A 15,343-nucleotide genomic window follows, 5' to 3' on the forward strand; every position below is an offset into this window, starting at 1 on the left:
CTCCGGTGTCCCCCCGCACCTCCACCTGGACGCGGCCGATTCACCCGACAGTCCGACGATATGCCAAGCTTCCACCGACGCGACGGCGAAGAAGCAGCAGAGGGGAACCTCTCTTGAACAACGAAACACTAGAACGCCTGCGCCTTCCCGGGGCCTGGGTCCTGGTCGGCGCGGTGGGAGCGTCCATGCTCTCGGGCCTCATCCGACTGATCGCGGGCTCCGTCTTCCCGGGCACCTTCACCGGCGCGATGGGCGGGGCGAGCGGGTCGTTCTTCGGCCTCCACGTCCCGCTGCTGCTGGCCGCCGCGGCCGCACTCGTGCTGACGAGCGAGCGCACGCGCCAGGCGGCGTCGCCGATCGTGCTCATCGGCATGATCATGAGCGCGGTCGGCCTGCTGTTCGCCGCGGTCAACCTCATCACCGAGTTCGTCGGCGCGGCCGACGCAGGGAACATCGGCCTGGGCTTCGCGGGCTTCGTGTCCACGCTCGGCTCCGCCGCGGTGCTCGGCATCGTCGGCTTCGCCCTGCTCAAGGTCTTCGGGGACCCGACGCTGGTGCCCCGGCCCGCACCGCAGCAGCAGTACCAGTACCCGCCGCAGCAGTACCCGCCCGCGACCGGCGCGCAGCAGTCCTTCGCGCAGCCCGCGTACCCGGTGCAGGACGCGGGCTTCCCGGCCGCGGCCGACCCCGCGCAGACCGGGTCCGGGATCCAGCAGGGGTACGACGCCTCGCAGCAGTACGGTCAGCAGTACGCGGCCGACGCCGCCCAGCAGCAGTACGGGACGGGTGCTCAGCAGGGCTACGCCCAGTACGGCCAGCAGGCCGACGCCTCCGGGCAGCAGCAGGCCTACGACGCTTCCCAGCAGTACGGTCAGCAGTACGCGGCCGACGCCGCCCAGCAGCAGTACGGAACCGGCGCGCAGCAGGGCTACGCCCAGCAGGGGTACGACGCCTCGCAGCAGTACGGCCAGCAGGCCGACGCCTCCGGGCAGCAGCAGGCCTACGACGCCTCGCAGCAGTACGGTCAGCAGTACGCGGCCGACGCCGCCCAGCAGCAGTACGGAACCGGCGCGCAGCAGGGCTACGCCCAGCAGGGGTACGACGCCTCGCAGCAGTACGGCCAGCAGGCCGACGCCGCCGCCCAGCAGGCCGAGTACGGCCAGGCCTACGACCCGGCCCAGTACGCCCCGCAGAGCACCGAGCAGATGCCCGTCGTCGGCGAGCAGGCCGCCCAGGACGCCATCCAGTACGGCTGGTACCAGGGCGCCGACCAGGGCCGGCCCGCGCAGGACGCCCAGTCCGAGGGTAAAGTTGATCCATTCTTTAACTCGGGCGAGAACAACGGTACGGACGCGTCCGGACAGGGCGGCGGATCGTACGGAGGCCAGTACGGCTCCGGCGCCGGATACGGCTCTGACCAGCAAGGACAGGGCGGTACCGGTGGCCAGCAGGGCTGGTACGGCAGCGAGGACAAGCGCTGATCCCCGATCGGGGCTCCACGCACTCCACCGCCCTGGAAGGCCGTGAATTGCGTGGTAATCCACAGAACGGACATCTCCGAGTCGCCGTTGGCGGTTCGTTACATGATATTCAGTGGATTACCACGCAGGGCGCTTGACTCGAAGCAAGCGGCGCGCGTGTAATTTCAAGGTGGGATTCCACCCGGCCCGGGGGACGAAAATGGGTCGGGGACATCTATGGGGGGCAACAGGAGGTGCGCATGAGCGAGGTCATCCCGCTGGCGCACGGCTCGGACGAAGATCTGGGCTGGCAGGAACGTGCCCTGTGCGCGCAGACGGACCCGGAGGCGTTCTTCCCCGAGAAGGGCGGCTCGACACGGGAGGCCAAGAAGGTCTGCCAGTCGTGCGAGGTACGTGCGGAGTGCCTGGAATACGCGCTGGAGCACGATGAGCGCTTCGGCATCTGGGGGGGACTCTCCGAACGCGAGCGCCGTAGGCTGAAGAAAGCCGCCGGGGGAGATTTCGATTTCCTGGCGGACATGCTCTAGGGCACGCGTCCACGACGCGCGTCCGGGCCACGGGCCCGGGCGCGCGTCTTTCGTGTTCCCGGCCGTTCCGGGCGACCGGGTGACGATTGCCGCGCACACCCCCGGGTAGTGAATAAGCCGATATGGCGGTCCGGGGCGGGGCGAGACGAATAGACCCGTAATGGCGCCGGGTGGCGTATCGTGATGTCCCGCGCGCGCGAGCCGCCCCGGCGCATCCACGCGCCCGCCGGCCCCACGGCCGGACCCACGCGGACCCGAACGGGGTCCAGCCCCCTTCTCCCGGAGAGATCCCACCACAGCCGTGCTCGACCCCGATTCCGACCGACACGTCGTCACCGCGGTCATCGTGTCCCACGACGGCGCCCGCTGGCTGCCCGAGACGCTGTCGGCCCTGCGCGCCCAGTCCCGCCCCGTCCAGCGCGTCGTGGCCGCCGACACCGGCAGCGCGGACGGCAGCGCCGACATCCTCGGTGAGCACCTGCCGTCCGGTGCGGTCGTCGACCTGCCCGCGCGCACCGGGTACGGCGACGCCGTCCGTGCCGCACTGGAGCTGCCCCGCGCGAGCACCGCCGTGCGCGGGGCCGACGAGGACGCCACGGAGTGGATCTGGCTCGTCCACGACGACCTCACCCCGGAGGAGGACACCCTCGCGCACCTGCTGGCCGCCGCCGACCGGGACCCGCGCGCCGCCGTCCTCGGGCCCAAGCTCCGCGACTGGTTCGACCGCCGCCTCCTCGTGGAGGTCGGCGTCACCATCGACGGGGCCGGCCGCCGCGAGACAGGCCTCGAACAGCGCGAGTTCGACCACGGGCAGCACGACGGCAACCGCCAGGTCCTCGCCGTCTCCAGCGCGGGCATGCTCATCCGCCGCGACGTGTGGGACCGGCTCGGGGGCTTCGACCCGGCGCTCCCCCTGTTCCGCGACGACATCGACTTCTGCTGGAGGGTGGGCGGGGCCGGACTGCGCGCCCTGCTCGTCACGGACGCGGTGGCCTACCACGCCGAGGCCTCCGCGCGCAGGCGCAGACCCATCACCGCCACACGCAACCACCCGCGCAGGGTGGACCGCCGCCACGCGGTCTTCGTCCTCCTGGCCAACCTGCCCTTCGGCGGCATGGTGGGCGCCCTGGTCCGCAACTCCGTGGCGTCGCTGCTGCGCGTCGTGACCTACCTGCTCATCAAGCAGCCCGCCAACGCGCTGGACGAGGCCGCGGCGATCACACTGGTGTACGTGCGGCCCCTCCAGCTCGCGCGGGCCCGCTTCCGGCGCCGCCGCGACCGCCGCCGCACCTACAGCGCCATCCGCCCGTTCCTCGCGCACGGGGTGGCGGTGCGCCAGTTCTACGACGTCGTCACCGGCCTGCTGTCCGGTGAGCCCGTCCGCAACACCCCCGGCCGCCACCAGGCCGTCACCGCGCCGCCCGCGGCCGAGGACGAGGACGAGGCCCCGACCGACAGCAACGGCTTCGTGCGCAGGGTCCTCCTCCGGCCGGGGGCGCTGCTGTTCCTCGGGCTCACCGCGGTCACGCTCGTCGCCGAGCGCTCCCTGCTGTTCGGCGACCTCCTCGCCGGAGGCGCGCTGCCCCCGGTCGCGGGCACCGCCGGCGACATGTGGGCCCTCTACCTGTCCGGCAGCCCCGACAGCGGACTGGGCTCCGACGGGCCCGTCCCGCCCTATGTCGGGCTCCTCGCCCTGCTGTCCACCGTCACCCTCGGCAAGCCGTGGCTGGCCGTCACCGTCGTCCTCCTGGGCTGTGTGCCCCTGGCGGGCGCGACCGCGTACGCCCTCGCCCGGCAGGTGCTGGGCTTCCGCCCGGCCCGCCTGTGGATGGCGGCCGCGTATGCCCTGCTGCCGGTCGCCACCGGAGCCGTCGCCCAGGGCCGGATCGGGACCGCCCTGGTCCACGTCCTGGTGCCCGTGCTCGGCCTGCTGCTGGTGCGGCTCGTCGCCATGCCCCCGCGGCCCTCGCGCCGGGCCGCGTGGGCCCTCGGCCTGGTCCTGGCGGCCGCGACCGCGTTCGTACCCATGGTGTGGCTGCTGTCCCTGGTGACCGGGGTCCTCGTGGCCCTGGCCTTCGGGCACCTGGGCCGCCGCGTCTACGTCAGCATCGCGATCGGCCTCGGGCTCCCCGTCGTGGTCCTGCTCCCGTGGTCGCTCGAACTGTTCCTGCACCCCACCCTGTGGCTGCTGGAGGCCGGGCTGCACCGCCCCGAGCTGTCCGCCCCGGGCGCCGCCCCGCAGGAGCTCCTCCTGCTCTCCCCGGGCGGCCCCGGCACCCCTCCGTTCTGGGTGACGGCGGGGCTGGTCGTCGCCGCCCTGTGCTCACTGCTCCTGCTCCGCAACCGCGTCCTGGTCGCCGCCGGGTGGTCGCTGGCGCTCTTCGGCGTCCTCGTGGCCATCCTGACCGCCCGCGTCGTCATCGAGCCCTACTACGGGGGGCCGCCCGCCCCGGTCTGGCCCGGCGTCGCCCTCGCCTTCGCCGCGACGGCGGTCCTGCTGTCGGCGGCGACCGCCGCCCGCTCCTTCGGCGACATGGTGCGCCTGGGCGGCGCGCGCCGGGTCTTCGCCGTGGCCGTGGCGGTGCTCGCCCTGGCCACCCCCGCCTCCGCGGCCGCCCTGTGGATGTGGAACGGGGTGGAGGGGCCGCTCACCGCCCGCGCGACCCCCGTCGTCCCCGGGACGCTGACCGGCGCCGACGGCGGCGGCACCGAGCCGCGCACCCTCGTGGTCACCCCGGACGGGGAGGGCGGGGTGGACTACGTCGTGGTGCGCGGGCGCGAGCCCCGCCTCGGAGAGGAGCGCATCGTCCCCCCGGCCGGGGCGCGCGCGGCCATGGACCGCGCCGTCGCCGGGCTCGCCGCGGGCCAGGGCAGCGACCAGGTCCACACCCTGGCCGACCACGGCGTCCAGTACGTGCTCTACCCGCGCCCGGAGGTGAGCGGCCCCGCCGACGCGACCATGGTCGACACCCTGGACGGCACCCCGGGGCTCGGCAGGCAGTCGCTGTCCCAGCACTACGCGCTCTGGGAGGTGGGAGTCCCCACCGGCACCCTGCGCGTCGTCTCCGAGGACGGCGCCGGCTCCGAGCCGCTCCGGGTGAGCGGCTCGGGGGACGAGCGGACAGCGGAGGTGCCCCAGGGCCGCACCGGGCGGCGCCTCGCCCTCGCCGAGGCCGCGGACCCCGGCTGGCACGCCACCCTCGACGGGGCCGAACTGCCCCCGGTCGCGACCGGGGGCGGGACCCAGGCGTGGGAGCTCCCGGTGGACGGCGGCGAGCTGCGCGTGTGGCACACCGACCCCGTCCACGTCGCCTGGCTGGCCACCCAGGGGATCCTGCTCCTGGCTGCCGCGGTCCTCGCCGCGCCGGGCGTGCGCACGGAGGAGGAGGTGCGCCTGATCGAGTCGACCCCGGCCCCGCGCCCGCGCCGGCCGGAGCGGCTGCGCGTGAACTCGCGCCGGAGGGGGCGCTCCCGGCGCGGAGGCCCCGTCCCGGGCCCGGGACGCCCCCCGGCCGGGACGGAGGACGCCGACGGGCCGGAGGAGGGCGCGTCCGCGCCGGAGCCCGGCGCCGGACCGGGCACGGGCTCCGTGCCCGTCACCCCCGAGGGGGGACAACGCCGTGGGACGCGTGGCGCCCGCGGGGTCCGGAGGAAGGCCCCCGGCAGGCGCCGTGCGGACGGCCGGCGCGGGGCCGACGACGGGGGCGCCGGAGCGTCCCGGACCGAGCGGGAGGAGTAGTCCGTGCGACTGATCGTGGAGAACCGTTTCGCGCTGTTCGGCCTGGTCGCGCTGGCCCTGGCCGCGCTGTTCGGCGTGGCCTTCGCCACCCGGCCCGTGACCGCCGAACTGGGGGTCACCGAGCCGGGCGCCGTGCGCCCCGACCACGCGGTGCGGGTCTGTCCGGCCCCGCACGAGGAGGGCGACAGCACCGTCGCCGCGTTCGCCCCCCGGGTGGGCCGCGACGACGAGGGAGAGCTGTGGGCGGAGTCCGTTCCGGCCGCCCCCGAGGAGGACGGGGACGAGGAGGACGGGAGCGGCTCCGGGGACGCGGAGGACGCCGCGGGACGCGGCGACCTCCTCGGCGACGAGCTGACCGAGCCCGGCCGGGTGTGGAGCGCCGACGCCTCCGACGCCTCCGACCCCACCGCGGTCCGGGCCGAGGGCTCCCTGGCCTCGGGCCTCGACGCCGCCCAGACCACCCTCTCCGGCGGCTCCGTCACCGAGGTGCGCTGCGTCGAGCCCTCCATCGGCACGTGGTTCGCCCTGCCCGGCGCCGGCGGGGGCGAGGCCGTGGAGGTCGACGCGATCACCGCCCTCCTGGCCAACCCCGAGGACTCCCGGGCGACGGTCAGCGTGGACGTCTACACCGAGGGCGGCCCTTCCTACTCCTCCGAGAGCCGGGGCATCTCCCTGTTGGCCGGGGAGTCGACCGAGCTCGACCTGACCGAGCTGGTCCGGAGCACGGGGGCCGTCGGCGTCCACGTCCGCACCAGCACCGGCCGGGTCGCCGCGTCCCTCCTCGCCGAGCACGCCTCCGGCGGGGCCGACTGGGTGCCGCCCACGGCGGCGCCCGCCGTGCACCACGTCGTGCCGGGGATCCTCGGCGGGGACGGGCGCCGCCACCTGGTCCTGGCCGCCCCGGGGGACGAGCCCGCCGAGGTGCGCGTCCACGCGGTCGTCCCGTCCGGGGACGGCGGGGAGGAGGACGCCTCCGGCGTCGGCGGCTCCGGGACGGCGGAGGACCCGCTGGTCGTCGCCGTGCCCCCGGCCGCAGCCGCCTGGGTGACCCTGGAGAGCGTCCTGGGGGGCGAGGCGGGGGCGGTCGTCGTGGAGTCGGACGTGCCCGTGGTCGCGGGCGTGGCCGCCGAGGCGATGGACGGCGACGACGTCGTCGAGACCGCCTACACGTCCGCCGTGCCGCCGCTCGGCCCGCCGCTGGACGCCACGGCCGTCCTGCCCGACGTCCCCGAGGGCACGGACACGGAGCTCGTCCTGAGCGCCGTGGAGGGCGACGCCTCGCTGATGGCCACGCCGGTCACCGCCGACGGCACCCAGGGGGACGCCGTGCGCGTCGCGGTCGCCGCGGGGACCACCGTCGTCTTCGGCGCGGAGGAGGACCCGTGGGAGGCCCCGCCGGGCGCCGACCCGGAGGACGGGTACGCGGTCCGCCTGGAACTCGTGGAGGGCTCCTCCCTCCACGTCGCCCGTGTGCTGCGCGACGGCGACGGCGTGAGCGTGCTGCCGGTACGCCCCGCCCCGGTCGAGATCCCGCTCCCGGTGGTGCGCGACAGCATGGTGGGGATCGTCCCCTAGACGGTATGCAGGGAGGGTTCGCTGAAAGGCCGGGACCTCGCTCACACGTTGCCGTGGGTTGCCGACCAGGTAGAACCTGGAAGGTAGTGCCTACATGTGTGGGAGGTCCCGGTGTCTTTCGAGCCTACGACCGTCGGACTGGACGTGCACGCCCGCTCCACCACCGTCCACGCCGACGCCGAACCCGCCGGGCGCCGGCCTGCCGCATGGTCGAGGACGGATGGCCGCTTCGCCGCGGCCCCGTCCCCGTCCCCGTCGCGGGACCGGCCGGGGCGCAGGATCGTCGGGGGCGGGGCGCCCCGCGTCACACCGGCAGCGGTTCCGGTCGGTCCGGGGCGGCGCCCCGCGGGCACGGGGCGTCAGCTCTCGGGGTCGACCGACTCCGGTTCGACGCCGAGCAGGTTGGCGACCTCCTCGACCACCGTCTCGTGGACCAGGAGGGCCATCTCCTCGGGATCCTTGGTCCGGATCTCCACCGGGCGCCGGTACACCACGATGCGGGACCGGCCCGAGGGGTCGGTCTCCAGGCGGGAGAAGGGGATCGCCTCGGAGAGGGGTCCGTGGCGCGGGATGGGCGGGACGTCCTCCACGAGGAAGTCGACATTGGCCAGCTCGCGCGCCCACAGACGTTCGAGGCGTTCGACGGCGTCCAGGACGAGATCGTCGAAAGCCTGCGCCCGGCTGCGGAACACCGGCAGGTCAGAGGGCACGAGAGGACCGCGGATGCCTCGGCCGCGGCGGTCCCGGCGCCGCATTCGGTCTGGTTGGCCACTGGAAAGGCGCACTCGTCGCACACTTCGAGACTAAGCCATCAGGGGCCCCGCGCGTAGTCCCCTCCGCAGCGAAGGTGGCCGACTCCCGGATCCCGGGCCTCCCGGCCCCTCCCGTGGACCGCCCGGGGCGGCGCGCGGGGCCGTGGATGGAGCGCGAACAGACCAGCTCGTGGAACGATGCTGGCGTGTCCCTCAGTAAAGGCATACAGTCGAACGCTGTGAGCCCTGTTCGCCGCTGCTCCCGTACCGCCTGCCGGCAGCCTGCCGTCTTCACGCTCACGTACGTCTACGCCGACTCGACGGCCGTCCTCGGTCCTCTCGCCGCCTACGTGGAACCGCACTGCTACGACCTCTGCGCCATGCACGCCGACCGCCTGACGGCGCCGCGCGGCTGGGAGGTCGTCCGACTCCCCGTCGAGACGGCGGGAGGCGGCCCCGGCAGCGACGACCTGGAGGCCCTCGCCGACGCCGTGCGTGAGGCGGCCCGCCCCCCTGCCCGGAGCACACCCCCCGACGAGGTCGGCGAGGGCGCCGAGACGCTGCGCAGAGGTCATCTGCGCGTGGTCAGGTCCGACCCCGGCCGGGGCGACCAGCAGCGGCCGGGCGGCCCCGCCGGCCGGCCGTACACGGGTCCGTCCGAACCCCGCTAGACACCGCGGTGCCGGTGGGGTCGCCGCGCCGCCGCTTGCTAGCTTGGTACCGCGCGGAAGGACACGCGCGGGAACGAACGTGGAGCAGGACCGACCGTCCGGAGAAGACGTGGCTGATCTCGGAAGCATCTTCAAGGCATACGATGTGCGCGGTGTGATCCCGGACACCCTGAACGCGGACATCGCGCGCGCGATCGGCGCGGCCTTCGCCCGTGTCGTCGGCGGTGAGGCCGTCGTCGTCGCGCACGACATGCGCCCCTCCTCGCCGGAACTGGCCGCCGCCTTCTCGGAAGGGGTCACCGGCCAGGGGCTCGACGTGGTGTTCACCGGGCTGGGCTCCACCGACCTGCTCTACTACGGTTCGGGCCACCTCGGCCTGCCCGGCGCCATGTTCACGGCCAGCCACAACCCCGCCGAGTACAACGGCATCAAGATGTGCCGGGCCGGGGCCGCGCCCATCAGCGCCGACACGGGCCTGGACGAGGTCCGGCGCCTGGCCGAGGAGGGCGTCCCCGCCCACGACGGGCCCTCCGGGAACGTCACCGAGCAGGACCTCCTCCCCGGCTACGCCGACTACCTCCGCGGCCTCGTGGACCTGTCGGGCATCCGCCCGCTGAAGGTCGTCGTGGACGCGGGCAACGGCATGGGCGGCCACACCGTCCCCGCCGTCCTCGAACAGGGCCTCCCGCTGGAGATCGTGCCCCTCTACTTCGAGCTGGACGGCACCTTCCCCAACCACCCCGCCAACCCCCTCGACCCGGCCAACCTGGTCGATCTCCAGGCCAAGGTGCGCGAGACGGGCGCCGACATCGGCCTGGCCTTCGACGGCGACGCCGACCGCTGCTTCGTCGTCGACGAGCGGGGCGACGCGGTGCCGCCCTCCGCCGTCACCGCGCTGGTTGCGGGCGAGGAGCTCGCGCGCGAGCCCGGGTCCACGATCATCCACAACCTGATCACCTCGCAGGCCGTCCCCGAGATCGTGCGCGAGCGGGGCGGCGTCCCCGTCCGCACCCGGGTCGGGCACTCCTTCATCAAGGCCACCATGGCCGAGACCGACGCGATCTTCGGCGGGGAGCACTCCGCCCACTACTACTTCCGCGACTTCTGGCGGGCCGACACCGGTATGCTCGCGGCGATGCACGTCCTGCGGGTCCTGGGGACGGACGACCGTCCGCTCTCCCGGATCACCGAGGAGTACTCCCGCTACGCCGGATCGGGCGAGGTCAACTCGAAGGTCGCCGACGCACCCGGGCGCCTGGCGGCCGTGCGCGCCGAGTTCGCAGGCAGGGACGGCGCCACCGTCGACGAGCTCGACGGACTGACCGTCTCCCTCCCCGGCGGATCGTGGTTCAACGTGCGCGCCTCCAACACCGAACCGCTGCTGCGGCTCAACGTCGAGGCCCCCGACGAGGCGTCCATGGCCGGGCTCCGCGACGAGGTGCTGGCCGTCATCCGCGCCTGAACAGGCATCATGGTGGGGAGGGGCCGGCCGCACCGCCGTCCGGCGCGGCGGCCGCCCCGCCCCCGCACACACACGAGGAACGAGGACCATGAGCACGAAGATCGATGACTGGCTGCTGGAGATCCTGGCCTGCCCCCAGAGCCAGGCCCCGCTGCGCCACGACCCCGAGACGGACGAGCTGGTCTGCGACGAGAGCGGCCTCGCCTACCCCATCCGGGACGGCATCCCGGTCCTGCTCGTCGACGAGGCGCGAAAAATCGGTTGAGGTCGGATGGAACGGCACGGCTGTTCCGGCAGTCATATCGTGTGCGGCAGGGGATGAGGTCCCTCCTGGGGGCATGACGGGACGCACCCCCGCATTCCCCGCAACCCGTACCCTGTTCCTGCGCGCCCCGCTCAAGACGACCTCCCTGGAGGACCCCGATGCCCGGTTCCGAATCGCTGCTTCCGAGCGACCCCTCCTCGTTCGGCGAGTACAGCGTGACCGGACGGCTGGGCAAGGGCGGGCAGGGCGTCGTCTACCTCGCGGAGGACGCGGACGGCGGGGAGGTCGCGGTCAAGGTCCTCAACGACCAGTGGTCGCAGGACTCGGACCTGCGCAAGCGGTTCGAGAAGGAGGTCCGCGCGGCCCAGAAGGTCGCCTCCTTCTGCACGGCCGCGATCATCGACGCCCAGCTCGACAGCGACCCCCCGTACGTGGTCAGCGAGTTCGTCCCGGGCAAGGACCTCCAGGAGACCGTGGCCAAGGGCGCGGTCCTGCGCGGGTCCACGCTCCAGCGGCTCGCGGTCTCCACCGCGACCGCCCTGGTCGCGATCCACAGGGCGGGCATCGTCCACCGCGACTTCAAGCCCGGCAACGTGCTGCTCGGCCCGGACGGGCCGCGCGTGATCGACTTCGGCATCGCCCGGGTCGACGACGGCACCGCCACCATGACCAACTCGATCGTCGGCACGCCCTCCTACATGGCCCCCGAGCAGATCGAGGGCCGCGGCATCACCGACAAGTGCGACATCTTCGCGTGGGGGTGCGTGATCGCGTTCGCGTCCTCCGGACGCGCCCCGTTCGGCTCGGACACCGTCCCCGCCGTGGTGCACCGCGTGGTCAGCGCGCCCCCGGACCTGGACGGCGTCGACGAGGCGCTGCGCCCCGTCGTCGAGTCGTGCCTGGACAAGAACCCCGCCAACCGGCCCAACGCCCAGACGCTGCTGATGCGCCTGCTCGGCCACGACGGACCGGAGACGAGCGGCCCGTCCACCGACGACGTCGTCAGGCAGGGCGAGCAGATCGCCCAGGCGACCCCGGCCACCGGCGGCCAGACGCCGTACCGGCCCCAGCCGCCGACGGGCCCCCAGGCCGGCGCCGTCGGCTACACGCCCGTCTCCTCCAACCCGCGCCCCGGAATGCCGGGCTACCCCGGGGGCCCCGACCCCCGGCACGGGTTCGGCCACCCGGGCGCCTCCGGCCCGCGGCCAGGCCACCCCGGCACGTCCAACCCGCGTCCGGGGTACCCGCAGCACCAGCAGCCGCACGCCATGCACCACGGCGTGCACAACGCGGGCAACCCGATGCTCACGGGCATGGCCCCCAACCAGTCCTACGCCCGCCCCGGCGGTCGGCAGCCCATGCCGCGCCCGGTCGAGCAGAACTCCGTGCTCCAGCAGAGCTGGGTCATCCCGGCGGTCCTCATCACCATCGTGATCCTCCTGCTGCTCCTGATCCTGATCGCCCTCGGCGGAGGCTGATCCGCCCGCGGGGGCGGCGCACGCGCGAGCCTCTCCCGCCTCCCTCCGGGGAGGGGACGCGGTCGCGAGTCACACCCGCGTGAGCTCGTTCATGGCGCGGGACACGGCCTCGTCCACGAGGTCGCGCACCTGGGGCCAGCGGTCGTCCACGCAGTCGGTCGGCATCACGGTCACGCTGTCGGTCCCCGACATGCCCAGCGCGTCCCTCACGCCGTCCGGCGTGGTCAGGCGCCCGTCGGCGGACACCGCCAGGACACCGGTCCGGGGCCGCCCGATCTCCTGCACGACCACGCACAGCGACAGCGAGGCCTCGCCCACCACCAGTTCGAGGGCCGTCCACCAGTGCGCCGCGCCCGGGGTGAGCACGGCCCGGACCGCGGTCGCCGCGACCGGGCTCTCCGGGGCCGGGGCGTCGGAGCCGCCCGAGTGCACGATGGCCCGGGCGCCGGGGTCCAGGGCCCGCAGGATCAGGGCGACGGGCTCCCTGCGCGACCGCACGTAGTCCTGGACGCGGCGGCGGGTCACGGCGGCCAGCGGCGAGACCGGCGAACGCGGCGCCGGGGCGGTGCTGTCGGACGACCAGCTCAGCTCCTCGCGCAGGGACCGTTTGACCAGCTTGGCGAAGTGCCGCACCAGCCCGGCGAGGCGCTGCTCGGGGTCCGCACCCGAGGACGGGGGCTCCGTGAGGCGGTCGGGCACCAGTGGGGGGAAGTCCGCCCTCCGCAGCACCAGCGAGGCCAGCACCCAGGGCAGGGCCCAGGGCCGGTCGTCGGGGTCCGCCCGCTGCCGGGGGCCGTCTCCGGAGGCGGCCGAGGCGAGTTCGTCCAGGACCGCGGAGCACTCCGCGAACGTGTGGGCCGCGCGCACCACCGGGTGCACGGGGGCGGAGGCGGCCCCGGCCAGGCGGAGCGCGTGCTCGGAGTCCAGGGCGAGGCCGGGGGAGCGGGTGGGACCGTCCCCGGGCAGGGCGCGTGCGCGCTCGGCGAGTTCCGCGACGTGGGCGGCCGTGACCGGCTCACCCCACCTCCGGTCCTCCGAGGCGGACTCGACGAGCTCCTCCAGGGCCGGACCGCCGCCCAGCGCCCGGACACGGCGCCGGGTGAGCTCCCGCCGCGCCTCCCCGCGCGCGTCGCGGGGACGGTCCTGGCGGTGCTGGGCCCAGATCACCCGCAGCCGGTCGACGTCCATCAGGTCTTCGCGCACGGGGTTCGGGAGCCGGTCCAGAGCCGCGCCGCTGCGTAGGGTATCCACGTCCTCTCCGTAGCCCGTGGGCAGTTTGCCAAAACATGCCGAACGCCTTCACCTGTGGCCGTGACCGGACGCACGCGCGTGTGAACCCTTCGTGTTCACGCGCGTCCACGCCCGTCACATCAGGACCGGCGGCCGTCGAGCAGACGCATGGCCTTCTGCTTCTCGAAGTCGAGGGCTCGCGCGGGGGCGGCCGCGAGCCTGCCCAGCCGCTCCCCGTGCGTGCGCACACGGGCGAGGACGTCGGGCTCGGCGAGCACGCGCAGGGCGAACGCCAGGGCGGCGGGAGGGATGTCGAACTCCCGCTCCAGCTCCAGGCCGACGCCGATCGTGCGCAGGTCCTCCTCGGTGAAGCGGCGGTGCCGGTGCCCCCGGCCGGTCGGCTGCTCCTGTGTGCGGGGCAGCAGCCCCAGCCCCTCGCGGTAGCGGAGCATCCGGGCCGTGGTGCCCACCCGCTCCGCGGCGGCGGAGATCGGCACGGGGCCCGTCGGCCAGGTGGTCCGGTCGGGGGCGGGCGGTGCGTCGTCGAGGGCGGCCATGCACGCGACCCTAACCGAACGCCGCCACCGGTCGGCGCGAATCTGACAGGACTTTGTCAGCTTTGTGCTGGTGCCGGGCCTGCGGGCCTAGAATCGTGGTCGCAACGACCACCACGAGTGAGGAACGCATGGCTTTCGACTTCAAGGTCGCCGATCTTTCCCTGGCTTCCTTCGGCCGCGACGAGATCCGACTCGCCGAGCACGAGATGCCCGGTCTCATGGCCACCCGCGCCGAGTACGGGGACAGCAAGCCGCTGAGCGGGGCCCGCATCATGGGCTCGCTGCACATGACGGTGCAGACCGCGGTCCTCATCGAGACCCTCGTCGCCCTGGGCGCCGAGGTCCGCTGGGTCAGCTGCAACATCTTCTCCACCCAGGACCACGCCGCGGCGGCGGTCGTCGTCGGCCCCGACGGTACCCCCGAGGACCCCAGGGGCGTCCCGGTCTTCGCCTGGAAGGGCGAGACGCTGGAGGAGTACTGGTGGTGCACGGAGCAGGCGCTGACCTGGCCCGGCGCCGACGGCCCCAACATGATCCTGGACGACGGCGGCGACGCCACCATGCTCGTCCTCAAGGGCGCCGGATTCGAGTCGCTCGGGTCCGTCCCCGACCCCTCCACGGCGGAGAGCGAGGAGTTCGCGGTCGTCCTGTCCCTGCTCCAGAGGAGCCTGGCCGAGGACCCCGCCAAGTGGACCGGGATCGCCGAGGGCATCAAGGGCGTCACCGAGGAGACCACCACCGGTGTGCTCCGCCTGTACGAGATGCAGCGTGACGGCACCCTCGCCTTCCCGGCGATCAACGTCAACGACTCCGTCACCAAGAGCAAGTTCGACAACAAGTACGGCATCCGCCACTCGCTGCCGGACGGCATCATGCGCGCCACCGACGTGCTCATCGGCGGCAAGGTCGCCGTGGTCTGCGGCTACGGCGACGTCGGCAAGGGCGCGGCCGAGGCGCTGCGCGGCCAGGGCGCCCGCGTCATCATCACCGAGATCGACCCGATCAACGCCCTCCAGGCCGCCATGGACGGGTTCCAGGTGACCACCCTGGAGGACGTGCTCGGGACCGGTGACATCTTCATCACCACCACCGGCAACTTCAACGTCATCATGGCCGACCAGATCACCCGCATGAAGCACCAGGCGATCATCGGCAACGTCGGCCACTTCGACAACGAGATCGACATGGCCGGCCTGGCGAGGGTCCCCGGCATCGTGAAGAAGGAGATCAAGCCGCAGGTCCACGAGTGGACCCTCCCCGACGGCAAGTCCGTCCTGGTGCTGTCCGAGGGCCGCCTGCTCAACCTGGGCAACGCCACCGGCCACCCCAGCTTCGTGATGTCCAACAGCTTCACGAACCAGGTCATCGCGCAGATCGAGCTGTTCACCAAGCCCGACGAGTACCCGATCGGCGTGTACACGCTGCCGAAGATCCTGGACGAGAAGGTCGCCCGCCTGCACCTGGACGCCCTCGGCGTCAAGCTGACCACGCTCACCAAGGAGCAGGCCGCCTACATCGGGGTGGACGTCGCCGGCCCGTACAAGGCCGACCACTACCGCTACTAGTGCCGGGCGCCGGCCGGGAGGCCGGACGACCGGGCGCCGCC

12 protein-coding genes are annotated in these 15,343 nt (G+C 73.8%); 9 read left to right on the forward strand and 3 right to left on the reverse strand.

The window, feature by feature from the left end; translation table 11 throughout:
* Window positions 1–113 precede the first annotated feature (113 nt).
* From ACFQBR_RS17580 to ACFQBR_RS17595, 4 genes are all read left to right on the forward strand, one after another.
* Window positions 114–1,481: a hypothetical protein gene (locus ACFQBR_RS17580; protein WP_267948294.1), complete on the forward strand. Its 1,368-nt coding sequence runs from the start codon at window positions 114–116 to the stop codon at window positions 1,479–1,481.
* Window positions 1,482–1,720: 239 nt separating this feature from the next.
* A complete protein-coding gene (locus ACFQBR_RS17585) occupies window positions 1,721–2,008 on the forward strand; it encodes a WhiB family transcriptional regulator (protein ID WP_014908913.1) in 288 nt (95 codons plus the stop codon).
* 301 nt (window positions 2,009–2,309) lie between these two features.
* A complete protein-coding gene (locus tag ACFQBR_RS17590) occupies window positions 2,310–5,747 on the forward strand; it encodes a glycosyltransferase family 2 protein (RefSeq protein ID WP_344182149.1) in 3,438 nt (1,145 codons plus the stop codon).
* A gap of 3 nt (window positions 5,748–5,750) precedes the next feature.
* The gene (locus ACFQBR_RS17595) at window positions 5,751–7,322 is read left to right on the forward strand and encodes a DUF5719 family protein (protein ID WP_344182151.1); all 1,572 of its coding nucleotides are present in this window, start codon (window positions 5,751–5,753) and stop codon (window positions 7,320–7,322) included.
* Window positions 7,323–7,681: 359 nt separating this feature from the next.
* Here the strand turns inward: ACFQBR_RS17595 and ACFQBR_RS17600 are convergent, their stop codons facing one another.
* Complete coding sequence (locus tag ACFQBR_RS17600; protein WP_267948297.1) at window positions 7,682–8,077, reverse strand: metallopeptidase family protein; 396 nt, start codon at window positions 8,075–8,077, stop codon at window positions 7,682–7,684.
* 236 nt (window positions 8,078–8,313) lie between these two features.
* Here ACFQBR_RS17600 and ACFQBR_RS17605 point away from each other — a divergent pair, with 236 nt between their 5' ends.
* The 4 genes from ACFQBR_RS17605 to ACFQBR_RS17620 all read left to right on the forward strand — a co-directional run bounded on the left by ACFQBR_RS17605 (window position 8,314) and on the right by ACFQBR_RS17620 (window position 11,950).
* The gene (locus tag ACFQBR_RS17605; RefSeq protein ID WP_267948298.1) at window positions 8,314–8,745 is read left to right on the forward strand and encodes a DUF3499 domain-containing protein; all 432 of its coding nucleotides are present in this window, start codon (window positions 8,314–8,316) and stop codon (window positions 8,743–8,745) included.
* A 109-nt stretch (window positions 8,746–8,854) separates the two neighbouring features.
* On the forward strand, window positions 8,855–10,207 hold the full coding sequence (locus tag ACFQBR_RS17610) for a phosphomannomutase/phosphoglucomutase (RefSeq protein WP_267948299.1): 1,353 nt from the start codon (window positions 8,855–8,857) through the stop codon (window positions 10,205–10,207).
* An 88-nt stretch (window positions 10,208–10,295) separates the two neighbouring features.
* Window positions 10,296–10,472 (forward strand): Trm112 family protein, encoded by a 177-nt coding sequence (locus tag ACFQBR_RS17615; protein WP_082376097.1) that lies wholly within the window; start codon window positions 10,296–10,298, stop codon window positions 10,470–10,472.
* 158 nt (window positions 10,473–10,630) lie between these two features.
* On the forward strand, window positions 10,631–11,950 hold the full coding sequence (locus tag ACFQBR_RS17620) for a serine/threonine-protein kinase (RefSeq protein ID WP_344182153.1): 1,320 nt from the start codon (window positions 10,631–10,633) through the stop codon (window positions 11,948–11,950).
* A 69-nt stretch (window positions 11,951–12,019) separates the two neighbouring features.
* On the opposite strand, the gene ACFQBR_RS17625 is transcribed toward ACFQBR_RS17620, so the two are convergent.
* Both ACFQBR_RS17625 and ACFQBR_RS17630 read right to left on the reverse strand, forming a co-directional pair.
* Entirely contained in the window at window positions 12,020–13,201 is a 1,182-nt protein-coding gene (locus ACFQBR_RS17625; RefSeq protein ID WP_344182155.1) for a hypothetical protein, read from the reverse strand.
* A gap of 119 nt (window positions 13,202–13,320) precedes the next feature.
* Window positions 13,321–13,737, reverse strand: a complete 417-nt coding sequence (locus ACFQBR_RS17630) for a MerR family transcriptional regulator (RefSeq protein WP_267948302.1) — start codon at window positions 13,735–13,737, stop codon at window positions 13,321–13,323.
* A 128-nt stretch (window positions 13,738–13,865) separates the two neighbouring features.
* Between ACFQBR_RS17630 and ahcY the strand changes: the two genes are divergently transcribed.
* Entirely contained in the window at window positions 13,866–15,302 is a 1,437-nt protein-coding gene (gene ahcY, locus ACFQBR_RS17635) for an adenosylhomocysteinase (protein ID WP_344182157.1), read from the forward strand.
* Window positions 15,303–15,343 lie beyond the last annotated feature (41 nt).

This window comes from Nocardiopsis tropica (genome assembly GCF_042660575.1).
In the GTDB taxonomy this organism is placed as follows: Bacteria; Actinomycetota; Actinomycetes; order Streptosporangiales; family Streptosporangiaceae; genus Nocardiopsis; species Nocardiopsis tropica.